The sequence below is a fragment of the Campylobacter concisus genome, assembly GCF_002912895.1.
GTDB lineage: Bacteria > Campylobacterota > Campylobacteria > Campylobacterales > Campylobacteraceae > Campylobacter_A > Campylobacter_A concisus_G.
This window is the reverse complement of record NZ_POZX01000053.1, coordinates 1-24,414: the sequence shown is the minus strand read 5'-3', so window position 1 is coordinate 24,414 and position 24,414 is coordinate 1. Positions and strand designations below refer to the sequence as shown.

21 protein-coding genes and 1 pseudogene are annotated in these 24,414 nt (G+C 39.4%); 14 read left to right on the top strand and 8 right to left on the bottom strand.

Annotation, left to right across the window (positions count from 1 at the left end):
• Positions 1-221: 221 nt before the first annotated feature.
• On the bottom strand, positions 222-533 hold the full coding sequence (locus CYP51_RS09805; protein ID WP_103624773.1) for a hypothetical protein: 312 nt from the start codon (positions 531-533) through the stop codon (positions 222-224).
• A 110-nt stretch (positions 534-643) separates the two neighbouring features.
• On the opposite strand from CYP51_RS09805, the gene CYP51_RS06110 reads away from it, so the two are divergent.
• Positions 644-4,990: a beta strand repeat-containing protein gene (locus CYP51_RS06110; RefSeq protein WP_103624772.1), complete on the top strand. Its 4,347-nt coding sequence runs from the start codon at positions 644-646 to the stop codon at positions 4,988-4,990.
• A gap of 191 nt (positions 4,991-5,181) precedes the next feature.
• Positions 5,182-5,358: a hypothetical protein gene (locus tag CYP51_RS09800; protein WP_159070255.1), complete on the top strand. Its 177-nt coding sequence runs from the start codon at positions 5,182-5,184 to the stop codon at positions 5,356-5,358.
• A 226-nt stretch (positions 5,359-5,584) separates the two neighbouring features.
• Here CYP51_RS09800 and CYP51_RS06105 read toward each other — a convergent pair.
• A pseudogene (locus tag CYP51_RS06105) lies at positions 5,585-6,606 on the bottom strand (ABC transporter substrate-binding protein).
• A 149-nt stretch (positions 6,607-6,755) separates the two neighbouring features.
• Positions 6,756-8,591, bottom strand: a complete 1,836-nt coding sequence (locus tag CYP51_RS06100) for an aryl-sulfate sulfotransferase (protein WP_103624771.1) — start codon at positions 8,589-8,591, stop codon at positions 6,756-6,758.
• Positions 8,592-8,868: 277 nt separating this feature from the next.
• Between CYP51_RS06100 and CYP51_RS06095 the strand changes: the two genes are divergently transcribed.
• From CYP51_RS06095 to CYP51_RS06065, 7 genes are all read left to right on the top strand, one after another.
• Positions 8,869-9,615 (top strand): carboxymuconolactone decarboxylase family protein, encoded by a 747-nt coding sequence (locus tag CYP51_RS06095; RefSeq protein ID WP_103583501.1) that lies wholly within the window; start codon positions 8,869-8,871, stop codon positions 9,613-9,615.
• A gap of 115 nt (positions 9,616-9,730) precedes the next feature.
• The gene (locus tag CYP51_RS06090; RefSeq protein WP_103601000.1) at positions 9,731-10,387 is read left to right on the top strand and encodes a thiol:disulfide interchange protein DsbA/DsbL; all 657 of its coding nucleotides are present in this window, start codon (positions 9,731-9,733) and stop codon (positions 10,385-10,387) included.
• A gap of 8 nt (positions 10,388-10,395) precedes the next feature.
• Positions 10,396-11,016, top strand: coding sequence for a protein-disulfide oxidoreductase DsbI (gene dsbI / locus CYP51_RS06085; protein ID WP_103600999.1), 621 nt, complete (start codon positions 10,396-10,398; stop codon positions 11,014-11,016).
• Between the two features lie 45 nt (positions 11,017-11,061).
• Positions 11,062-12,711 (top strand): sensor histidine kinase, encoded by a 1,650-nt coding sequence (locus CYP51_RS06080; protein ID WP_103624770.1) that lies wholly within the window; start codon positions 11,062-11,064, stop codon positions 12,709-12,711.
• A gap of 1 nt (position 12,712) precedes the next feature.
• Complete coding sequence (locus tag CYP51_RS06075) at positions 12,713-13,393, top strand: response regulator transcription factor (protein WP_103624769.1); 681 nt, start codon at positions 12,713-12,715, stop codon at positions 13,391-13,393.
• Positions 13,394-13,483: 90 nt separating this feature from the next.
• Positions 13,484-14,056: a hypothetical protein gene (locus tag CYP51_RS06070; RefSeq protein WP_103624768.1), complete on the top strand. Its 573-nt coding sequence runs from the start codon at positions 13,484-13,486 to the stop codon at positions 14,054-14,056.
• A gap of 92 nt (positions 14,057-14,148) precedes the next feature.
• Complete coding sequence (locus CYP51_RS06065; protein ID WP_103576290.1) at positions 14,149-14,883, top strand: hydroxymethylpyrimidine/phosphomethylpyrimidine kinase; 735 nt, start codon at positions 14,149-14,151, stop codon at positions 14,881-14,883.
• Between the two features lie 4 nt (positions 14,884-14,887).
• Here CYP51_RS06065 and CYP51_RS06060 read toward each other — a convergent pair whose 3' ends face one another.
• The 3 genes from CYP51_RS06060 to purM are packed head-to-tail and all read right to left on the bottom strand — an operon-like array spanning position 14,888 to position 16,552.
• Entirely contained in the window at positions 14,888-15,310 is a 423-nt protein-coding gene (locus CYP51_RS06060) for an RDD family protein (RefSeq protein ID WP_103580073.1), read from the bottom strand.
• Position 15,311: 1 nt separating this feature from the next.
• Positions 15,312-15,569: a hypothetical protein gene (locus tag CYP51_RS06055; protein ID WP_054195938.1), complete on the bottom strand. Its 258-nt coding sequence runs from the start codon at positions 15,567-15,569 to the stop codon at positions 15,312-15,314.
• Positions 15,569-16,552, bottom strand: coding sequence for a phosphoribosylformylglycinamidine cyclo-ligase (gene purM / locus CYP51_RS06050; protein WP_103580074.1), 984 nt, complete (start codon positions 16,550-16,552; stop codon positions 15,569-15,571). Before purM ends, CYP51_RS06055 begins: the two co-directional genes overlap by 1 nt.
• Before the next feature lie 80 nt (positions 16,553-16,632).
• Here purM and coaE point away from each other — a divergent pair, with 80 nt between their 5' ends.
• Both coaE and dapF read left to right on the top strand, forming a co-directional pair.
• On the top strand, positions 16,633-17,229 hold the full coding sequence (coaE, locus tag CYP51_RS06045; RefSeq protein WP_103624767.1) for a dephospho-CoA kinase: 597 nt from the start codon (positions 16,633-16,635) through the stop codon (positions 17,227-17,229).
• 48 nt (positions 17,230-17,277) lie between these two features.
• Entirely contained in the window at positions 17,278-18,021 is a 744-nt protein-coding gene (gene dapF / locus CYP51_RS06040) for a diaminopimelate epimerase (RefSeq protein ID WP_103580076.1), read from the top strand.
• 238 nt (positions 18,022-18,259) lie between these two features.
• Here dapF and rplT read toward each other — a convergent pair whose 3' ends face one another.
• Positions 18,260-18,616, bottom strand: coding sequence for a 50S ribosomal protein L20 (gene rplT / locus CYP51_RS06035; RefSeq protein ID WP_009295119.1), 357 nt, complete (start codon positions 18,614-18,616; stop codon positions 18,260-18,262).
• A 100-nt stretch (positions 18,617-18,716) separates the two neighbouring features.
• A complete protein-coding gene (rpmI, locus tag CYP51_RS06030; RefSeq protein ID WP_054195943.1) occupies positions 18,717-18,908 on the bottom strand; it encodes a 50S ribosomal protein L35 in 192 nt (63 codons plus the stop codon).
• 201 nt (positions 18,909-19,109) lie between these two features.
• Here rpmI and CYP51_RS06025 point away from each other — a divergent pair, with 201 nt between their 5' ends.
• The 3 genes from CYP51_RS06025 (at position 19,110) to CYP51_RS06010 (ending at position 24,370) form a co-directional block, all read left to right on the top strand.
• Positions 19,110-20,606, top strand: coding sequence for a C69 family dipeptidase (locus tag CYP51_RS06025; protein WP_103624766.1), 1,497 nt, complete (start codon positions 19,110-19,112; stop codon positions 20,604-20,606).
• 535 nt (positions 20,607-21,141) lie between these two features.
• Positions 21,142-23,415 carry a 5-methyltetrahydropteroyltriglutamate--homocysteine S-methyltransferase gene (gene metE / locus CYP51_RS06015; RefSeq protein WP_103624765.1) on the top strand — a complete coding sequence of 758 codons (2,274 nt, stop codon included), beginning with the start codon at positions 21,142-21,144 and terminating at the stop codon, positions 23,413-23,415.
• A 67-nt stretch (positions 23,416-23,482) separates the two neighbouring features.
• Positions 23,483-24,370 (top strand): DNA-binding protein, encoded by an 888-nt coding sequence (locus CYP51_RS06010; RefSeq protein WP_103624764.1) that lies wholly within the window; start codon positions 23,483-23,485, stop codon positions 24,368-24,370.
• The last annotated feature ends 44 nt before the right edge of the window (positions 24,371-24,414 follow it).

The window sequence follows — 24,414 nt, the reverse complement described above, 5'->3', positions numbered from 1 at the left end:
AAAAGGAGCAGATCTTAATGCTCTAGAAGAAACTGCTGCAGGTGGTCCACAAGCAGGTGGTAATGGTGGAGATGGTGTAAGCTTATCTTCTACTAGCTTTGCAGAAGGAGGCCACATTAGTAACATAAATGCTAATGTAGGAAGCATAGATGCTTTATCTCTAGCAGCAGGTGGAGATAATAGCTTTGGTGTAAGTGGAGGAAATGATTTATTAAGAGATACTACGCCAACTCCAGAGCCTCAACCTCAGCCAGAGCCTCAACCTCAGCCAGAGCCTCAACCTCAGCCAGAGCCTCAACCAGAGCCTCAACCGCAGCCAGAGCCTCAACCAGAGCCTCAACCAGAGCCTCAACCGCAGCCAGAGCCTCAACCAGAGCCTCAACCGCAGCCAGAGCCTCAACCTCAACCTCAACCTCAACCTCAACCTCAACCTCAACCTCAACCGCAGCCTCAACCTCAACCTCAACCGCAGCCTTCTTTACCGGCGGGAAGTATAAAAATTCCTTTATCGGCGTATGTAGGAGAAAGTGCATCTTCTAGGCTATTAAATTCATTTTACGACTTTATACCTAACGGATATCACGTATATAGACATACCGACGGTAGAGATTATCTAACTCCGAACGATCCTAGCGCTCCTAGCGTGTTTGATTATAAAGACGGTTGGTATGTAAGTAAAGACAGTAATCTTGCTATCGGTCAAGATAATGCTAAAGACCTAGCGGTAACTAGCGCGGCAAAAGCTTCAAACTATCCGGATGACGGATCGATAGCTAAGATAGTAGATCCTAGTCCGAATTTAAAAGTGTTTGGATCGGATAATATAGATAATATAACCGTAGACGGCGCAAAAATAACGTCCGTACACGGAGGAGTCGGAAACGACAACGTCGACCTCAAAAACGGCGCAGAGATAATCGGTATTTCCGGCGGTTCGGGCGAAGATAAAATTTCGGTAGATAACTCTAAGGTAACTTCAGATATCTTAGGCGGCTCTGAAGACGATATCATAAAAGTAAGTAATAATTCCGAAGTTAAAAACATAGGCGGCAACGGCGGAAGCGATACTATAACGGTAGACAATTCTAAGGTAACTTCAAGAATCGTAGGCGGCTCTGAAGACGATATCATAAAAGTAAGTAATAATTCCGAAGTTAAAAACATAGGCGGCAACGGCGGAAGCGATACTATAACGGTAGATAGCGGCTCTAAAGTGGAAAGAGTACATGGAGATACAAAAACTCTAAACGATGTATATGAAAAAGCAGAACAAGCACGCAAAGGGAAAAATATAGATATAGAAGACAACGGTGCTGCCGCCGATACCATAAAAGTAAGCGGACGTGGAACGGAAGTTAAATTTATAGGCGCCGGCAACGGAGACGACGATATAACCGTAGATAAAGGCGCAAAAGTAGATCTTGTACAAGCCGATGAAGGAAACGATAAGGTAACCGTAAGAGATAGCGGAACTTATGTTAGCGGTATAAACGGTAGAGGCGGTGATGACGAGATATTGGTAGAAAAAGGTGCTAAAGTAGACGGCATAAAAGGAAGATGGGGTAATGACGTTATAACCGTAAAAGATACCGATACCGTCGTAACCCAAAACATAGAAGGTAACGAAGACGGTGATACCATTAAAATTTTAGACGGCGCAAAAGTAAAAGGATACGTTAGCGGCGGACGCGGCGAAAGCCCTAGCATATACGGCGGAGCTGAAAAATCGGACAACGACAATATCACAATCGAAAATGCTACGGTAGAAGGTAACGTAGAAGGTAGTATGCCAGATAATCATTCCGGCGATGACGGAATGAAAATTAAAAATTCTCATATAGGCGGAATATCCGGCGGATACGGCGAAAATAAGATAGATATTTCAAATGTTACTAATTTAGATGCAAAGACTGTTTGGGGTAATAAATTTAAGGATATCATAAATATTGACGGAACGCTCATAAATTCCGAAATTAAAACAATTGAGGGCGAAGATATCGTTAATATTAACGCTGGTGCGACAATAGATAAGATCGATATAAATACTGGAGCCGATAAAGACACCGTAAATATCAATGCCAACATTACTGCTGATGCTGGCAATCAATCAAATATTATGACCGAGGGTGGCATAGATAAAGTAAATATCGCTAGCGGTATAACGCTCACTAGCACCGTTATTAATACCGGTGCCGGCGAGGAGACTATAAAAATTAACGACGGCAAAACAGCCAACGGCGATCGTATAGTATTTGATAGTTCATCTTTAAATACCGGAGCAGATAACGATATAGTAGAGGTTACTAATACTACATTTATGAATAGTAATAATAGAGGTTTATCTGAGTTAAGAACAGACGACGGTGACGATAAAATCACTATAAAAGAGGGAACTATATTCCAAGATATTTCTTATATACAAGCTGGAGATGGTAACGATAAGGTATATTTGGAAAGCGGTGCAAAATTTGATACCGGTAACGTATATACGGATGCAGGTAATGACGAAATATATGTTAATGGCGCAGAATTTAAAAACGGTGGAGTGCATAGTGGAACCGGAGAGGATAAAATTTTTATTAATTCCGGAACATTTGAGAATAGTAGTATAAAAGGCAATCAGGATAGCGATGAAATAACCGTAAACGGTAATACTAAGATTAAAGGTGGTAATATCGATACGGGCGCCGGAGCAAACGATAAAATAAATATTAACGGTAATGCAGAGATAGACGGTACGACGTTACAACTAGGCGCTAGTTCGGTTGATGGCGGTAAATCTACCGACAGAGCTACATTAAACGTAACCGGAAACTCCGTATTAAAAGACGTAACGATACAAGCTTCTCAATCTCTAGGCGAGCAATATATGAATTTCCATCAAAGCGGTGAAGCCAAAATTCAAACTATTACCGGTAGCAACAATAAGGATGTTATAGATATTACCGGAAACTTTACCGTTAGCGATAAGATAACGGGTAACGGCGGAGATGACGAGATAAATATTCACGGCGGAGCTACGGCAAAAATTCAACAAGCCGATATGGGTAACGGTAGTGATAAGTTAAATATCAAGAACGGCGCAACTCTAAACGGAACGAGAATTTTTACCGGCGATGATATCGATAATATTACTATACAAGGAACCGTAAAGGGTTATTCTAATATATTTACCGGCGACGGCAACGATATAGTAAAGGTAAAACAAGGAGGACTCGTCGAGAAATCATATATCCAAACGCAAGGCGGAAAAGATCAAATTGATATCGAAAACGGAGGAAAATTAGAAAAATCCAAAATAACCGTTGGAGAAGGAGCAGTCGTAACCGTTCAAGGAACTCTCGACACATCTTCCATTAAAGCACAAGACGCTACTGGAAGTCTAGATGTTAAGATATTAAACGGCGCCAATATAAACGTAGAGAGTAATCCGTACGGAGTATCGGAGATCATAGGCGGTAAGAACAATGATACGGTAACGATGGAAGGCGGTACTATAGCAAAAGGCAATATAAAATTAGGCAAAGGCGACGATATCGTAAAAATAACTGGCGGCGAGATAAAAGATAATTCTGCGATTGAAGGTGGCGAGGGTAAAGATACTATAACAATAGGCGAAAACGCTACAATGATCGGCGGCAAACTTAATACCGGAGCCGGCCTAGACGACAAGATACTCGTTAAAGACGGCGGAAAGCTACAAGATACCGAGATCATCCTTGGAGCAAATGGACAAAACGGCGGTCAATCGACGGACAGAGCTTTATTTGAGGTAACCGGCAGTTCGGAATTAAAAGACATACAAATAAACGCCGCCGAATCTTCCGGCGAACAACGTATAAATTTCTATAACGATGCGGTCGCCGAAGTAAAAAGTCTTACGGGCAGCAACCAAAAAGACGTTATAGATATAAACGGCAAAGTTAAATTTAATAGCGAAATCCAAACGCGCGACGGTGACGACGAGCTTATTTTACAAAATAAGGCCGTTTTAGAGAATGGACTTAAAGCCGATATGGGTAGCGGCGTCGATACCGTAAAAATAACTGGCGCTACGATACAAAGCGATGGCAGTGATAAGAATCAAACTATTATAAACACCGGCGACGGAGGAGATACGGTAATAATAGAAAATTCCAAGATACTAAACCCGGGTCAAAACCATATGAACACAATAAATACCGGCGACGGAGGAGATACGGTAGATATTAAAGGCGATTCAGTCTTAAAATTCGCAAAAATAGATACCGGCGACGGAGTAGATACGGTTAATATCGGCGGCGAATTTTTTGCTTCGTATGCACACACCAAGGAAGGCGACGATATTATAAACGTAAACGGGCAAATCAAAGGTTGGTCAGAGATTGATGCCGGAGAAGGCGGAGACGAAATAACTATAAATAGCGGAGCTAAATTATATGACGGAACCTCTATATACGGTAATAAGGGCAATGATACGATAACGCTAAAAAGCGGTATAGAGTTTATTGCCGATAGGAACGGTTCCCTTTTAGACGGAGGAGAAGGAAACGATACCTTCGTAATAGAAAAAGTAGCCGATATAAATAAAGACTACCTAGACGAAGCCGGCCATATATCCGGTCGCGTGCAGATAGCCGGCGGCGATGGCGGTACGGATACGCTAAAAATCATGGATGATAGCGCAAGCCTAGATTTTAGCAAGACGGATATTTTAGGCATCGAAAGAATAGAGATGGGCGACGCTAGCAAAAACGTTACGCTAAGTGCCAAAAATATACTAGATATAACTAAGACTGAAAGTAGTGCAAACCATATACTCGATATCCTGGGAGACGGCAACGATAAGGTTAATTTAAAAGGTAGCGGTTTTAACCAATTGGCTGATTACACGGATGGTAACGGAAAAGTTTGGCATCAATATTCGGCGACGAATACTGACAACACTTTAAATGGAATATCTCATACCGTAACTATACGAATAGAAGACGGTGTAACGGTAGATATATAAATAATTCATTAATCTCGGTTATTTAACCGAGATTAATTTGATAGCTAATGACGATACGACAACACTACTGTTGATGTTAGCAAGATTAGCGGCATTGAAAAGATTCAGTTAGGTGATCATATCGATGTAAATTAAGATATGGTCAACGATAATGCCATCTAAACCTAACGGCAAAGGGTGCTAAAAATATTTTGCACAACTGTGATGGGAATATACTAAAAATAGACGGTGATGGTAACGATAAATTTAACCTTTCTGGCGGCGGATGGAGTAAAGGAGCTAGTGACGACACTTATACGATTTTTACTAGCGGTACCGTTACCGTAGGAGTTAAAGACGATATGGTAAATAACGTAACATACTTATAATGAGCTAATCTTAAATACCCCAAGGTTTATACATTGGGGTATCTCTTTCTTATCATTAATTTTTTCATAATTATTTATCTTTCTAATTAACATCAAATCCACAAATTTTTAGCCATTTATAGTAGTTAGCATATATCAAATCAGTAAGTCTGGATGATAAGCAAATGCTGAAAATGGATTAAAATTTGGCGGTAAATGTAGATAAATTTACCGCCGCAAGGATAAATTATTTTCCAGTTGGGTCTAAGCCATTTAAGATGTAATTTACTTCATCATTGCTTAGCTCGTAGTGTAAAAATTCTTTATAAAATTTCTTCGTTTCGGCTGCTATATCTATATCTTTAAAAATTTCAGGATGTAATATCTTAGCCGCCCATAAAATTTGCAATGCCCCCTCGGCGCCGTATCTATCCCAGCTAAAAACGCCGGTAGGATTTACGTAAACTCTTTTATTTTTTACAGCGTTAGTGTCTGCGTAGATAGGATTTTCATATATTTTTTTCAAAATTTCTGGAGCTTTGGCTCTGCCTATGATGATGACATCAGGGTTCATATTTGGTATCTCTTCAGCATTGATTTCAAGCATGTTTCCAGCTTTTTGAACCGCATTTTGACCACCTGCGACTCTTATCCACTCATCTATGATCGTATTTGTGCCGTCAACCTTAAATAAATTCTTGCCGTCTACTATGTGAAGTACTTTTGGTCTATCTGACGCGGCGATCTTATCCGTTTTGCTTAGCACTCTTTTTAGGTTGCCATCAAAATACTCGTTAAATTTCTCCGCGATCTTCGGCGCGTCGCCTCCTATGACTTCTGCCATTATAGATACGCTTTTTTCATATCCGCATGATTCGTAAATGACGGATAAAGTACGGTAAAGCCGTTTTTGGTTAGCTCTTCTTTATTTTTTTTATCGGCGGCTATAACGACGTCCGGGCTTAGTTTAACTAGCTCTTCTACCTGCAAATCTTTGCCATTTACGCCGTTTGGGATGCTTGAAATTCTAGGATAAACGTGCGCAAACCATTTGTTGTTTTTGATAAGATCGGTGGTCGCTACTATTTTGTCCGCGCCACCAAGCATTAATATAATTTGATTGTTCGCATACCAAAGCGTAGCGATTTTTTCTACTTTTGCGGGAACTTTTACGACGTCACCAGTGATATCTTTGACATCTCTAAACTCAGCTGCATTAAGCAAAAGGCTTGCAAACAGCACCACTAAAGCCATGAAAATTTTTTTCATTTTTTCTCCTTTTATTAAATATATATATTTTTAATTTAGAGCTTTAAAATTTATGAGCAAATGTGAATTTTTATCTATTATTGATAGATTAAATTTATAGCAAAGACTCCCCTTCTTGCACTTGGCAAAAAAGGGAGAAAAGTGAGTGATTATTTTTCAAAAGCTTTTTGTAAGCTAAATGGAAACGCCTGATAGCCCATTGCATTTGTCATCTTTATCTCGATGCTAGGCTCTTTTGCGCCCCACTCAAACTCATCGATGTGTGGGCTAGGAAGTCCTACTGGGCGGCCTTTAGCGATGTCAAACTGCATGCCAGCAACGGCTGAATATACCATGATACTATCAAGGTCATCTTGATACTGTGTAAGGCTGGTGACCGAGCTATACCACTCCTTACCACGTTCTTTGCCGTATTCCCAGATTTGCTCGACTGTCTTTTTGCTTTCGTCTATTTTATAAACAACGGCACGAGAGTACTTCATACCAGCGATGGCTGGTTGCTCCATGCCTCTTGTGTCGCCGTTGTCAAAGACACTTAGATAAATTTCGCCTTTTTTAGACTTGCTATCTATCCTAAATGCCGTGTGTTGCGTCCATTGCCAGTCAAAGCCACCTTTGTCGCTCTCGTATCCTGGGCATTTTGAGTACTCATCTTCGCAGACGATCTTATTGCCTTTGCTATCAACTGGCTGAAGGAGTTTATCTTTAAATTTATCGCTCCAGCCTTTATGAGCACCCATTATCCATTTTACTTGTTTGTCACGGCCGATCTTTATAACTGCGTCTTGGTGGCGGCTTGAGATGATGATGCTATCATCGCTTGGGTCGTAATCCACACTATTTACGTGTGCCCAGTTGCGTCCAGGACCAGCGCCAACTATGTCGCCCCATTTATCGTGCGTATCCATAGACTGAAGCTCATCAGAACTTGCTGTGTGGCCTGCTTTTTTAGCGTCTATGTTTAAGCAAACTGCGCCTTGATCGAGCGTTTTTAGTACGATGTCGCGGTAAGGATCGAGAATTTCATATAGTCTAAAGTCATCAACTACGTTGCCATCTCTGTCAAGCTCAACGATCACGTCGCGTACTGTTCTTACGTTTTTACCATCAGCTCTTTTGTAGTCAGCATTTGCCACGCGCAAGAAGTAGTGTCCGTTTTGTGCTACGTCCATCGAGTGTGAGAAGTCGTTGTAGCTAGCTGGTAGCTCACGGTTGAAAATTTCTCTACCCATGATGTCGTATTTTGCGTATCTTTGGCCATATCCCCAAGTCATAGCGCCGTCGTCATTTTGTTTAAAGCCCATCATTACGCCAGCGTTAAATGGCTGTTTTAGGTCGTAAATTTTGCTTGGCTCAAGGTACCATCTAACCTCGCCTTTTGTATCAAGGATGAAGTTATTTGGGCTGTAGTTCCACTCGATCGCACCACCAGCTGGGTTGTTCCAAACGACTTTTGTGCCCTTGCCTGTTTTATTTACGAAGTTATTTACGTAGTAGAGGCGGTTTGCAAATTTAGCGCTCGCAGGCTTAGTAACCTCGATCTTGTCAAATAGCGCACCCTTTTGATTTGGTGTGCCTGAGCTTTCTAGGTAGATAGCTGGGGCGTAAATTTTATAGCTCTCTTTTATGTGTTCAGTCTTGCCCTTGTAGTTCTTGTCGTACTCGACTTCAACGGTGTTTTGATAGTCAGGATACATGCCAAAAATTGGGATGCCACCATGTGTGCGAAGATGTTTGTCGGCCACTTTATAGCTTATTACTTGACCGCCTTGTTTCGGCACGATGGTTACTTTGGCGTTGCTTAGTGTGTAGCCACCATTTTTGATAACTGCGGTAAGTGGAGCAGTGTCGTAAGGGTTTACTACTACTTCGCCGATTTGCCCAGTGATAGCATAGTCAAGCTTGGCTCCGCTTGGACCTCCTATGGCAAAGGCCGATGAACAAAGCACAGAAGCTAGCGCAACACAACTCAAAGTCTTTTTCATAACATCTCCTTTGGATAAATTTTATAAACTCTACTCATAAAGCTTATAAAATTTAGAAAAAGCCTTGGAACGCCCAAGGCTTAAAATAGGTAAAAGGAGTAATAAAAAATATTGCATCCTTCGTAATTGTAATAAAACCTTATAACATAAAAATCACGATAAACTTTATAATGGCTTAAAATCTAAATTTATATTAAAAATTTTTGCCTTTTTGGACATTAAGCTAGCATTTACGCTTTAGCACTTATAATCAGCCCCAAACAATGGAGTAAAACTTATGACACTAACTTACAATGCAAAGAAAATTTATGAAATTTGGTTTGGTTCAAAAAGTGAGCTTGAAGAGAGCAATGCTAGCTTTTTAGAGGATTATTTAAATTTTTTAGGCGATATTAGTGAAGTGATAAATATTGATGAAAAAACAAGACTTTCGGTTATCATCGCCTCTCTTTGCGTGAGTAAAGGCGCAAAAAGCTCATTTAAAAGCTTCGTTAGGGCCGCTTTAAATGTAGGCATATCAGCAAAAGAGATAAGAGAAATTTTATATCAAGCAGTGCCTTATGCTGGGCTTGGCAAGGTAGAAGATTATATATTTTTAGCTGATGAAATTTTTAATGAGCGCTATATAGAGCTTGACAATATGCCCAAAAAATCAAGAGAAGGTAGGGGTGAGCGAGGCCTTGAGATACAAAGAAAACTCTTCCCAGCGGTTGATAAATTTATCGCATCAATGCCAAATGATCAAAAACATATAATGGAGTTTTTATCACAAAACTGCTTTGGCGATTTTTATGCAAGAGATGGACTTAGCTTAGAGCTTAGGGAGCTTTTGACATTTGTCTATATCACGACTCTTGGCTTTGCAAAGCCACAGCTTTTAGGGCACATTGCTGCAAATTTTGGTATCGGTAACGATAGAGCTAAACTAATAAGCGTTGTTACGACACTTATACCATTTATAGGCTATCCAAGTGCTTTAAATGCATTATCAGCAATAAATGAGATAAGTTCTAGTAAAAATTAAATTTTTAATTAATGCAATATCTTATAAATTTCAGCCAAAATTTATTCTAGCGTTAAATTTGCGGTTGAGCTTGGTTGTAGAATAACTCAAAATAAATCATCTAAAGGAGATTATCATGAGTTTTCTATCTAAATTTAGTAAGGCTATCTTTGCTGTTGCGGTGGCTGGAGCGATTAGTGCTAGTGCATTTAGCGAGGGTGAGGACTACGTCAAGCTTGAAAAGCCACTAAGCGCGGGACAAAATACGCTAGTTAAAATTTTTAGCTACGCTTGCCCATTTTGTTACAAGTACGACAAGAGCGTCACTCCAAAGGTAGTTGAGAAAATTCCTGGACTAAAATACGAGCCATTTCACCTAAAGACAAAGGGCGATTACGGCGAGGTTGCGAGCAAGGTTTTTGCCGTGCTTATCACTATGGACGAGGCAAAGGGTGTTAGCTTATTTGATGAAAATTCGCTATTTAAAAAGGCTAAATTTGCCTACTACAAAGCTTATCACGACAAAAAAGAGCGCTGGGGCGATGGCAAAGACGTTGAGGGCTTTTTAAAGACTGGACTTGATGCAGCTGGCGTTAGTAAGGCTGATTATGAAAAAGAGCTGGCTAATCCAAAAGTGACTGAGCTACTTAAAAAGTGGGATGAGAGCTATGACGTGGCTAAAATTCAAGGCGTGCCAGCATTTGTCGTAAATGGCAAATATCTCATCATGACAAAATCAATCAGCTCGCTTGACGGTATGGCAGCACTCATCGAAGAGCTTCTTAAAAAATAAGGCGTCACATGAGCTTTTTTAAAAAAATGGCTAAATTTCAAGACTCACGCATCCCTTGGGCGATCTTAGTCTTTGTAAGCGTTGCACTTGTCGTTATCGCGCACTCGCTCTTTCAAAACTACGCCTATATGCCTCCTTGCGAGCAGTGCGTCTATATACGTTTTGCCTTTTTGTGTATGGCGCTTGGTGGCGTGATCGCTATCATAAACCCTAAAAATTTGCTCTTTGCTCTAGTTGGCTACGTCTTTGCCTTTTGGGGAGCGGTGCAGGGCATAATGTATAGTGTAAAACTAGCCAAAATCCACGACGCGGTGCATGGTGATGATCCTTTTGGTGTGCAGGGCTGCTCTACTGAGCCACACTATCCATTTGGCTTACCGCTTGAAAAGTGGGCGCCTGACTGGTTTATGCCAACAGGCGACTGCGGATATGACAGCCCTATGGTGCCTGATGGCGTGGTGCTAAGTGATTTGCAAAAGAGCATAGTTGATCTTTATGCGGACGGCTGGTATCTTGTGCCATCATCTAAATTTATGTCGATGGCTGATTGCACGCTGCTTGGATTTGGTGTTTGTTTTGTAGTGCTTGCACTTATGCTCGTTTCAAAGCTTTTATCCTTTTTAAAATGAATTTAGTTAGCCCAAATTTGGGCTAACTTAGGATATACTGCACGCATGGGTATTAATTTAAAATCACAAAATATTAAAATCTACGCCATCATCTTGCTTGCTAGCCTTTTTGTAATACTTCTTGGGTTAAATATTTACAGCAACGCCAAAGAGAAAATCATAGAGCTATCTGATAAAAACAATATAGCAGTTAGCAAAAATATCGTAAATAACTTTCAAATTTGGCTTGATGAGCGTATAAATTCACTCATTCGTGCGTCAAAATTTATACAAAATGCAGACATCGTAGATGACGATGAAAAGATAGCCGGCTTTATAAAGCTCTTTAAGCAAAACGCGAAAGAATTTGATCTAATGCAGCTTTTAAGGGATGATGGAGAAATTTTTGTAGATGGAGAAAAAATTTTAGAAGAAGTTATGCCAAAGAGCGAAAGAGCAGGGCTTATCTGGTATGTTGAGACAAAAAATACAAATGCCCCAAGCGTAAATTTCATGCAAAAACATAAAATTTTAAAAGGCTCAACTCTAAATTTATGCGTTCCAGTCACAAAACAAGCGAAATTTAAAGCAGCACTTTGTGGCGTCGTGCGTATAGAAAATATCTTTAATAGCATTAAAAATTTTAGCCTTGCGCCAAATTCTTACTCATTTTTAGTGACTCATAGCGGTGAAATTTTAACATCGATACCTGATCTTGCTTTAAAAAAAGAGATCGAGGAGAAATTTAAAGAGTTGTTTTTAAAAGACGAAGACATTACAAGCTTAAAAATAGGACAAAATTTAATCCAAGTAGCTGAGATACCAACGATAAATTGGTTCATAGGAGCTGGCACAAATAATGAAGAGGAAATTTCAGCTTTAACAAAAGAAGCTTTAAAAAATGCTCTAAGCTTGCTCTTTGCCTTCGTTGCGCTCACATTTTTGGCAAACATCCTTCATAATTTTATGTATAACAAGATAAAAAAGATACAAGATGAGTATGAGACATTGCTAACTCATAGAGCTAAAATGAGTGAGGCTGGCGAGCTAATAAGTGGTATCAATCATCAATTTATTCAGCCAGTAAATTCGCTAAAACTAATGCTAAGCTCGTGCATAATGTTAAAAAAAGAAGGTAAATTAAACGATGAGGAGCTAATAAATTTACTTGAAAAAGGGCAAAGCTCGGTCAAACTTCTTTCAAGTACTATTGAAATTTTTAGAAATTTTTACAAAAGCGCTGAAAATGTGAGCGAATTTGAGATACAAACAAGCGTTAAAAATCTAATAACTCTTATGCACACAGAGCTAAGCCGTGCAAATGTTAGTGTAAAATTTAGCGGCTTTAACGAACAAAAAGTTCGTCAGATAGAAAATATAATCCAACAAATTTTGCTAATCCTAATACACAACGCAAAAGACTCACTTGTCGAAAGCTACAAAGATGAGCCACTAAAACGTATCATTGAGATAAAATTTAGGAGCTTTGAAGATAAGTGCTATATCGGAGTTTATGACAATGGAAATGGCGTAAGCGAGCAAATGAGTGAGAAAATTTTTACTTGGCTAAATACCACTAAAAAGCAAGGAAATGGAATAGGACTTTATTTTGCTAAAAAGCTAGCGCAAGAAAAGCTAAATGGTGATGTAAGACTCGTAAATAACGCAAAGCCAACGGTGTTTGAGTTAAGTTTTGATATAAATTTAAAGGACTAAAATGCAAGAAGTCTTAGAAATTTTAAAAAAGACGTCCGTCTTGGTAGTCGAAGATGATGATATGGCAAGAGAGCTTATTATTAGCGGGCTTAAGCCTTATTGCGAGCAGGTAATTGGTGCTTGTAATGGACAAGATGGCGTGGAGAAATTTAAAAAGCAAGGTTTTGATATCGTGATGAGCGATATTCACATGCCAGTGCTTAATGGCTTTGAGATGATGAATGAGATGAAGCGTACAAAACCGCACCAAAAATTTATAGTCTTTACCTCTTATGATAGTGATGAAAATTTGATAAAAAGCATGGAGGAAGGGGCGATGCTTTTTTTAAAAAAGCCTATTGATATGAAGGATCTTAGAGCAATGCTTATTAGTTTAAGTTTTGAACGAGATGAAAAGCTAGTTTATTTAAGCGATGAGGTGAGTATAAATTTAAAAAGAGAGAAAATTTATAAAAATGGCATTGAAATTTATCTTAGCTTTTTACAAAATAAGATATTTTGGCTCTTTGCTTATAATCTAAATAGGCTAGTTACTTATGAGATGATAGAAGAATTTGTCTATGAAAGCGATGTTAGCAAGGCGGCTATCCAAAATGTGATACTTCGTCTAAAACGTGAGCTTGGTGTGAAATTTAAAAACATCAGCGAGAGTGGATATATTTTAATCACAAAATCTGAATGATTTGGAATTATCGCCACCTTGTACCATAGTACAATATACAAAAGTAATTAAATATACTAAAATACCGACAAATAAAAATAAGGAATAAAGATGGCAGCAGTAGCTGGTATAGTTAAAAGTGTTTCATCTGATGTTATAGCGATAGACCAAAATGATCATGTAAGAGTTTTAGACGTAAATGATAAAGTATATATCGGAGAGGCTATAAAGGGCGAGAGCGAAAGCGCAAGCATTACAATCACTGCAAATGATGGACAAGATATATCAATAAACGGATACGATACTCTTTGGCTAGATAGTAGCGTAGTAAGCGATGATATTGGCGAGTCTAGCATAGATACTGACGCATTGTTTAAAGCACTTCTTGGCAATGATTATGTATCGATTTTAGATCATATAAATGAAAAAGTAGATGATATCCTTAGCGCAACCAATTTAGAGCAAGAAGAGCCAAATGATGAGGCTAGCGTAAATATTAGTTTTAATGAAATAGATCCAAATTTAATAAATGAGCATGGATTAAGAGAAGATGATCTTTTAGCTAAAATAAACGAACATAAAGAGAGCGATAAGCAGATGATAGATCCTAGCTTTGAGCATACAAATCTTAACGCAACTACGATATATATAGATATCGATAACGACTTAAATAAACTTTCATAAATTTGAGCTTTTTGCTCAAATTTCTTCTGTTTTAAAAAACTCAAATTTATATAATATCCTCTATAATAAGCCAAAAATTTCAAAGGAAAACGATGAAAAAAATTCTAATCATCGCAGGCTCTTGCAATAGTGGCACAGCTGGGCTTCAAGCAGATATAAAAACATGTGCTAGGCTTAATTGTTATAGTGCAACAGCGGTAACTTCTTTGGTCGCTGAGACTACGGATGCTGTAAAGAGCGTAGTTTGCTTAGAGCCTAGTTTTGTCAAAGATCAGCTAAATACGCTTGCGGAAGAATTTAGCTTTGATGCGATTAAGATAGGCATGTTATTTAGTGAAGAGATCATGGAGGTGGTGCGTGAGTTTTTGCTAACTCAAAACACTAAAGTAGTGCTTGATCCAGTTTGCGTCTCAAAAAGCGGACACAAGCTTATAAAAGATAGTGCGGTGGCAAAGCTAAAAGAGCTAATGAGCTTAGCTACAGTAACTACTCCAAATTTAGATGAGGCAAATGTACTTTTTGGTGATGATTATAAAGATTTGCCTTGTGACGTCATCGTAAAAAAACATATCAGCGAAGATAGCAGTATAGACACACTTTATAAAAAAGATGGCTCACTAAGAAATTTTAAAACCCCACTTGTTAATCCGCTTGTAATGAGCGGGACTGGTTGTAGCTTCTCAACTGCACTTGCTTGCTTTTTAGCAAAGGGCAAGAGCTTAGAGGAGTCTATACAACTTTCAAAAGAGTATATTTGCTCTATCATAAAAGAGAGCATAGATACAAAACTTGGTAAAAATCGCCTACTTTGGCATGGAGCGAAGTAAAAATTTATCCCTCTGATCTTTGCACGGCAGCTGAGTGAGTGATGATGTCGTGCAGATTTAGTTTGTCTTTTCTAAAAAAAGAAAGGCAAAGTCCAAGTATACTAAAGCCAGCAAAGGCAAAGCAAATTTGGCGTAAGATGGTGTGAAAAAAGCTTAGTTTTCTACCGGTTTTTAGGTTTACCAGATAAATTTCTTGTGCTTTGTAGCCTGGAGTTTGTGCTTTTATGCTAAAAAAAAGGCACATTATAAGTGAGATCAGGCTATTTGCACCAAAAATGGCAATTTGGTTATGCAAAAATGCCTCTTTGCCATCGAGCACAAGATATGTTGTCGCATAAAATATCGGCATACCGATGATAAAAAGATCGATGATAAATGCCTTTACTCTAGCCCAAACAGGTGCGATTTTTGCCTTTTGTTTTGCCAACTCAATTTCCTGTATTTATGTAGATACGGCTAAATTTCTCCCAGTCATATAGATAGACTAGGTTGTCGCTCTCGCCGCTATCATGCGTGACGCAGAGCATAGTAGAGGCACGTGAGACCTTGCACCAGTGATTATAGAGATCAAGTTTTTTGATATCGCTTTCTAGTACACCAAAACAGCCTATATATTCATAAATACTAAGATCAAAAAAGCTCTTATTTTCGGTCCTTAGCAAGCGTTTTTTGCTATTTTCTTGCATTAAATTAGCTCTACGTCTTTGCCATTTACTACTTCGCCGATCACGTAGCCATCGCTACTAGCTAGGACATCATCTACGTTTTCTTTTGGCACAACTAATATCATGCCAACGCCCATGTTAAAGGTTCTCATCATCTCGCTATCTTCTACTTTTTGAGCAATGATTTTAAAAATTTCAGGCGTTTTTATAACGCTTTTTTGCACCTTCGCACCAAGTCCAGCAGGAAAGACGCGAGGTAAGTTTTCAACTATGCCGCCGCCAGTTATATGCGCCATTGCTGTGATCTTATCTTTTAATCTTAAAAAGTCGCTCACGTAAATTCTTGTTGGCTCAAGAAGTACGTCGATGAGCTTTTTATCGCCTACTTTTTCATCAAATTTTAGTCCAAGCTCGCTAACAACTTTTCTTGCTAGTGAAAAGCCATTCGAGTGCAGTCCACTACTAGGAAGCGCGACTAAAACATCACCTGCTTTTACAAATTTGCTTCTATCGATCTCGTCAGCCTCAGCGATACCAACGGCAAATCCAGCAAGGTCAAAGTCGCCCTTTTCATACATCGACGGCATCTCGGCTGTCTCACCGCCGATAAGTGCGCACTGAGCCTTTTTGCAGCCATTTGCGATGCTTTTTACCACCTCTTTGGCACTCTCTATCTCAAGCTTTGCTGTTGCGTAGTAGTCGAGGAAAAAGAGTGGTGTGGCGAAGTTGCAGATGAGATCATTTACGCACATTGCGACTAAATCCTCGCCAACGCCGTCAAATTTCTTGGTGTCGATAGCTAGGCGAAGCTTTGTGCCAACGCCATCAGTCGCTCCTAAAATGGCTGGATTTTTATATCCACTTGGTAGTCTGACCGCTCCTGAAAATGACCCAATACCACCTATAACGTTTGGTGTTTGTGTAGATTTTACGAAAGGCTTTATCGCCTCAACAAAGCTATTTCCAGCATCTATATCCACTCCAGCATCTTTATAGCTTATCATCTTTGCCCTTTTTTGTAATTTTCTAAAACTTTAGCCAAAAGTTGCTAAAATTGTCATCAATTTTCAAAAATGGAGCGAGTTTGCAGAAATTTCCAAACGCTTATGTTATCACGGGCTCGATTGCTAGCGGTAAAAGCACGGCTATAAATTTGCTAAAAGAGCGAGGTTTTAGTGTGATTGATGCGGATGTGATCGCTCACGAGCAGCTTGAAATTTGTAAATGTAAGATAGTGGAATTTTTTGGAGAGCAAATTTTAGATGAAGCTGGCAAGATAGAGCGCAAAAAACTAGGCGCCATTGTTTTTAATGATCCAAAAAAATTAAAAATTTTAGAGCAAATTTTGCATCCAAAGATAAAGGAAGAAATTCTATCTCGTGCTACGAAACTTGAGTGCTTGGAGCAGGTTTATTTTGTCGATATCCCTTTATTTTTTGAAAAAGAGGATCGCTACACTGAGTTTAAAAATGTAGCTGTGATTTACGCGCCAAAAGAGCTTTTGCTAAGCCGCCTAATGAACCGAAATGGGCTAAGCTTAAATGAAGCAAAAGCTAGAGTAGAGCTTCAGATGGATATCGAGCAAAAGCGAAAAAAGGCAAATTTTATAATAGATAATAGTGGCGATAAAGAAAATTTAGAGCAAGAACTAGAGAAATTTCTAAGGCAAATTTATGGCTGAGTTTATATAAATTTAGCAAAAGAGTAGAGCAATTTTAAAGGAAAAATAATGCAAGTTTCAAAGTACAACGCTAGTGGCAATGATTTTGTCATATTTCATACATTTTTGAACAAAGATAGAAGCGAGCTAGCAAGGCAAATTTGCAGCCGAACAAACGGCGTGGGAGCTGATGGGTTAATAGTACTTTTGCCTTATGAAAAGGGCGTGAAATGGGAGTTTTACAACAGCGACGGAAGCTACGCTGCGATGTGTGGCAACGGCTCTCGTGCGGCTGCTAGATATGCCTATCTAAACGGCCTTGTAAGTTCAAACGAATTTGCTCTGCTAACTGGCAGTGGCGAGGTGATGGCAAGCGTGAAAGATGAGTGCGTCGAGGTCGTGCTAACAAGTCCAAAAATCTTAAGCGAACCACTAAATGAAAACGGCAAAACTTGGTATTTTTACGATACTGGCGTGCCTCACCTTGTAAATTTCACGCAAAATTTAGATGAATTTGACGTCAAAGAGTGCAGGGCGCTTCGTCAAAAATACAATGCAAATGTAAATTTAGCTAAATTTGAGGGTGGAGTTTTAAAGGTGAGAACCTACGAAAGGGGCGTGGAGGACGAGACGCTAGCTTGTGGCACTGGCATGGCGGCTTGCTTTTACGGCGCTACTTTAAATTTAAACGCACCACAAAGCCTAAAAGTCTATCCAAAAAGTGGCGAGGAGCTTGGCCTTAGACTAGAAAGCGGCAAAATTTTATTTAGTGGAGCGGTGAAACACTGCTTTGATACGAGTATTCAAATTTAGCTTTTAGAGTGAGTTTTATACTTGCTCTTGGCTAGTTTGGCTAGTGACAGTAAGCAAATTTTTCAAATTTATATTACTAAATTTGCACCTAGCTGATGAAGTAAAATTTTTATAGTGGCTTTAATTTAAAATTTGAATACAAAATAACTAAGTTAAAATCTCAAAAAATAAATTTTAATAAAAATTTGAATAGAAATTTAAAAAAAAGAAGATCTCCGCCGAAGCGGAGAATAAGGTATTATTTTAAAGCATCTTTTGCTTGTTTTGCAAGTGCCGCAAATGCCTTCGCGTCATTCATAGCTAGATCAGCTAAAATTTTTCTATCAAGTTCTATGTTAGCTTTGTTTAAGCCATTGATAAATCTTGAATAGCTAATGTCGTTTAGTCTGCAAGCTGCGTTGATACGAACGATCCATAAACGTCTAAAATCACGTTTTTTCTGGCGTCTGTCGCGATACGCATAAACTAAACTTCTCTCTAGTTGCTCTTTAGCTTTTCTAAAGTGTTTATGTCTAGCACTGAAAAAGCCACGTGCTAGCTTTAAAACTTTCTTATGGCGTCTTCTTCTAACTACGCCTGTTTTTACTCTTGCCATATTTATCCTTTTACAAATTGGCGCTCACAAAGTGAGTCTTGCCCCTAAATTTGGGGGAGTTTGAATGACTTTTTTGTCAAAAACTTAAATCTACGCTGCTTTATACGCCGAGCATTTTACGAACGGCTGAGACATTTGTGCTGTCCACGTAGTGTGGGCCACGAAGGTCTCTCATACGCTTACTAGGTTTTTTTGTTAAGATATGGCTTCTAAAAGCAGAGCCTCTTTTTATCTTATTTTTACCTACTTTAAAGCGCTTAGCAGCACCGCGAACGGTTTTCATCTTTGGCATGCTAATCCTTTTTGAAATTTTATACGCAAGTGCGTAAGTTTTGGATTATAGCGAAAAATCCTTTAGAAAATTTAAATTTCACTTAGACAAAATTTGCAATAAATTTACATTAAACTTAAAAAAATTTTAAAATTTATAATTAAATTATTAAAAATTGCATATAATCACATAAAGAAATTTTATTTCACTAAAGGAGTAAAAATGAAAGGCAAAATTCTTGCATCAATCGTTGCTATGAGTGCGATCTTGTGCACAAGTAGCTTGGCATGCACTACTATTTTAGTAGGAGATAAAGCTTCAAATGATGGCTCTATGTTAGTCGCCAGGAGCGCAGATAGCAAGGCTATAAAAGCTCAAGTCTTTTTGATCCATCCAGCAAAGAAAAACCAAACTGGCATGCACAGCTCAAAGGCACATGACGGCGCAAATGACTTTACATATCCGCTCCCAAAAGATGGCATGAGATACACAACCATCGCAAACTCACACACAAAACTTCACGGAGCGGTCGGCTACAACGAGGCTGGCGTAGGACTAAGTGGCACTGAGACCATCTACGCAAAAGATGAGCTTTTAAAGATCGACCCATATAACGAAGAGACTGGTATCACCGAGGATGACATCCCAGACGTGCTTTTGCCGCGTATGAAGAGCGCAAAAGAGGGCGTTAAGCTCCTTGGTGAGATAGTTGAGACAAAAGGCGCTGGAGAGGGATTTGGCGTGGTATTTATAGACGCAAACGAGCTTTGGTACTTTGAGACAGGTACAGGTCATAAATGGATCGCTTCAAAGATCCCACAAGATGAGTACTTCGTCACTGCAAACCAAGGCAGACTTCACGCTTACAAAGAGAATGATCCAAATTTCATGGGTGCAAAAGATGTCATCAAATTTGCGATCGACAACAAGACTTATGACTCTGCAAAAGACGGAGAATTTAACTTTACAAAGGCCTATACAAGGGACGATGAAAGAGATGTGACTTACAACTACCCACGTGTTTGCTGGGTTCAAAGTATGTTTAACCCAAGTCTAAAACAAGACTTTGCCGATGGTCAGAAATTCCCAGTATTTTTAAAACCAGAGAAAAAACTAAGTGTTGAAGACCTAAAAGCTGCGATGAGAGCCCACTACGACGGTACTGCGCTTGACAACTACGCTAGCAAAGATGAAGATAAGAAAAACATCTACCGCGCTATAAGCGTCTTTAGAACATACGAGTCTCACGTCATGCAAGTGCGCCCGTGGCTACCAAAAGAGATCGGCCGTGTGACCTACGTAGCTCTTGGCATGGCTGATCTTAGCGTTTATTTGCCGTATTACGAGGGGCTTGATGGCTTTATAAAAGGCTACTCGGATGGCTCATACGATGCTGATGATACTTCGATATACTGGGTTTATAGAAAGCTTCAAACGCTTGTAATGACTGATTATGAGAAGTATTCGCCGGTGGTTAAAGAGGCTTACGCTAAATTTGAAAAAGAGTTGGCGGTAAAACAGGCTAAATTTGAAGATGAGTACGTAAAACTTTATAAAAAAGATAAGAAAAAAGCGGACAAACTTTTAAATGAATTTAGTAAAAAGACTATGCAAGAAGCTAAAGATCTCACAATGGAGCTTACAAACAAGGTATTTACGATGCTTACAGCCGACATGGACGCTAAGCTAAAATCCCTAAACAAAGGCAAAAAAGACTAAAAGTTTTGGGCGTGAAATTTAGTAGCGCCCAAATTTAAACAAAAATTTGGCAAAGAGCGTTTATAATTCGGCAAAAATTCACTACAAAGGAAAAACGCTGATGCCTTGTCCCATGCATAAAGCTCGTTAATCTCGGCAAAAAACATATCAGCGATTTTCAAAAAACACGCAAATTTTTAAACAATTTTACATTTTTTCACATTGATATTAATCTATTTTTGCTAGCAGGTCCGCTGCATTGTAACTGCATTTTTAAAAATAAAACTAAGCAGTGTTTGAAATTTGGCAAGGATCTTTTTAGTAGGATTTTTTATAAATTTTATTTTAGCTTAAGAAGAAGCGGGTGTCATCCACCGTGTTTTGGGTGACCTAGACTTGTGCGCAGCGCAACAACATTGAATGTGCTGGGGTTTTGGGTTGTAGGGATAAGGGTGCGGTTTCGTAATTCTGACCCCTTGTACCTGCATAAAAATATTCAAGGTTGCTGTGCTTTGCACAGTTTTAATTAAAAAATAGAAATTTAAAAAGGATAAAAATGATAAAAAGTTATGTCTTAGGTTTTCCAAGAATCGGAGAAAAAAGAGAATTAAAGCGTGCGTTAGAGGGCTTTTGGGCTGGTAAAGAGGGCTTTAGCGAAGAGAATTTGCAAGAGACTGCAAAGACGCTTCGCCAAAGACACTGGAAATATCAACAAGACGCTGGCATTTGGGCTATTAGCGTTAATGATTTTTCATTTTATGACCTAATGCTTGATAACATCATCGCTTTTGGCGCTACACCTCCAAGATTTGCAAATTTAAGCGGTTTGGAGCAATATTTTGCTTGCTCAAGAGGCAACAAAAGTGGCGTTGCTATGGAGATGACAAAGTGGTTTAACACAAACTACCACTACATCGTGCCAGAGCTTAGCAGCGAGAGTAAATTTAGCCTAAAAGCGGACAAAATTTTAGCCGAGTACAAAGAGGCGAAGGCTAACGGCGTAAAAGGCAAGGTAAATTTGATCGGTCCTATCACATTTTTGGCTCTTTCAAAGACGACTGACGGCAGCTGCCCATTTAAGCACCTTGACGCGCTTGTAGGCGAGTACAAAAAGCTGCTTGAGCAAATTTCTAAGCTTGATGATGAAATTTTAGTGCAGTTTGACGAGCCGATCTTTGTAACAGACAAAAATGAAGAGCTACTTTTGCCACTTATTACTAAGGTTTATAACAAGCTAACAAGCGTTGCAAACAACGTTAAGATCGTATTTGCGACATATTTTGAGCATGCGATCAAGGCAGTTAGCGAAGTGGCTAAAACTAAAATTTATGGCATCGCGCTTGACTTCATCCACGGCAAGAGAAATTTCGAAGCACTTGAGACTATCAAAAATAGCCATTTGACGCTATTTGCAGGCGTGATCGACGGCAGAAATATCTGGAAAAGTAATATAGATGAGAAAGTAAAACTCGTAGCTGAAATTTCAGAGAAAATAGGCGGCAAAGACTTTTACATCGGCACTTCATGCTCACTTCTACATGTGCCTTACACATTAAAATATGAAGAGAATTTAAACCCAGAGATCAAAAGCTGGCTAAGCTTTGCGGTCGAGAAGCTTGACGAGATCAAGATCATCACAAAACTTGCAAACGGCGAGAAGCTTGATGAGAGCGAAACAAAAATTTATGAAGAGAACAAAAATGCAGTTAAAACTCGCGCCACTTCAAAGCTCATCCACTCTGATAGCGTTCAAAACCGCATCAAAAATTTAAGCAAATTTGAGCGTGATGAGAAATTTGAAGATCGTATAAAAATCCAGCGCGAAACGCTAAAATACGGCATATTACCAACAACAACGATAGGTAGCTTCCCTCAAACGGTAGACCTTCGTGTGCTTCGCCAAAATTTCAAAAAAGGCGAGATCGACGCGGCTGCTTATGAGGCAGGCATCAAAAAATATATCGATGAGTGTGTGAAATTTCAAGAAGATATCGGCCTAGACGTGCTAGTGCACGGTGAGCCAGAGAGAAACGACATGGTCGAGTACTTTGGCGAGCAGATCAGCGGATATGCATTTAGCCAAAATGGCTGGGTACAAAGTTACGGCAGCCGCTGCGTCAAGCCACCACTTCTCTTTGGTGACGTAAGCCGCCCAGAGCCAATGACTGTTAAGTGGATGAAATACGCTCAAAGCATCACAAAACACGTAATGAAGGGAATGTTAACTGGACCTGTAACGATGCTAAACTGGAGCTTTGTGCGTGATGATCTTCCAAGAAGCGAGGTAGCAAAACAGCTTGCGCTTTGTATCTATGACGAGATCGCAGACCTTCAAAATGCTGGCATCAGAGTGATCCAAGTCGATGAGGCAGCGTTTAAAGAGGGCTATCCACTAAGAGCTGAAAATATCCCGGCTTATGAGAAATTTGCGGTTGATTGTTTCAAGCTTTCAGTAAGCTCAGCCGAGGTAAAAACTCAGATCCACACGCATATGTGCTACTCTGAATTTAACGATATTATTAAGACCATCGAAGCTATGGACGCTGATGTCATCAGTATCGAGACTGCAAGAAGTGGCAACGAGCTACTTAAAATTTTCAAAGCCGTTGGCTACAAACAAGAGGTCGGACCTGGCGTTTACGACATCCACAGCCCACGCGTGCCAAGTGTCGAGGAGATCGTCGCTCAGATCAAAGCTCTGCTTGAAGTATTACCAAAAGAGCAGCTCTGGATCAACCCTGACTGTGGCCTAAAAACTAGAAAATGGGAAGAGGTCGAGCCAAGCCTTAAAAACATGGTAGAGGCCGTCAAGATCGTAAGAGGTCTATAATTCAAATTTTTAGCGTCTAGGCTCTTCTAGACGCTTATTCTGCAATTTTAAAATCAAAGTTAAGAAAATGCTAAAAGAAAAAATTTTAAACAAAGAAAAGGGGCTCGTACTCTACGGACTAACGCCGCCAAAGGCTGAATTTGACGAGGTAAAGCTTAAAGAGATCGCTGCAAAATGGGACGAGAGAATCACGGATGTGCAGGCTGATGGTTTGGTGCTTTACGAGATCCAAGATGAAAGTAGCCGTATAAAAAGCGAGCGAACCTTTGAATTTAGTGATACATTAAGCCCTGAAATTTACTACTCAAAATATCTAAATTTAAAGACACCAAGCATCTTCTATAGGGTTGCGAACAAATATAATGAGAGCGAATTTAGAGCAAATTTAGCCAAAAGTAGCAGCGATATAAATGTCTTTGTCGGCGTTGCTTCTGGCAAGATAGAGCCTAAAATGAGCCTAGAGCGTGCTTATGAGATCGCTAGAGATGAGTTTAAAGAGCTTGTAGTTGGCGGTGTTTGCATAGCTGAGAGGCACGCTAAAAAGGGTGATGAAGAGCAAAGGATGAGTCAAAAGGCCAAAATGGGGGCAAAATTTTTCATCTCGCAGGCAGTTTTTGATATAAATTTGGCTAAAAATTTACTAACAAGTGTGGCAAAAAGCGGGCTAAATTTGCCTATTATTTTGACATTTACCACTTGTGGCACGCCAAAAACGTTAGAGTTTATCAAGTGGCTTGGCATAAGCGTTGATGAAAAGAGCGAAAAAAGGATGCTTGGGAGTGATGATCTTTTAGCCACGGCATCGCAAATTTGCCTTGAAAATTTCGCAGAGCTTTATGAATTTGCTAAAAAGCTTGGTATAAATGTCGGTGTCAATGTTGAAAGTGTAATGGCAAAAAGAGCTGAGATAGAAGCGAGCCTAGAGCTAACGCATAAGATGAGAGATGTGTTTTGATAGTTTAAAAGCTATCAAAACTTATATTTTATATGGTTTTAGTA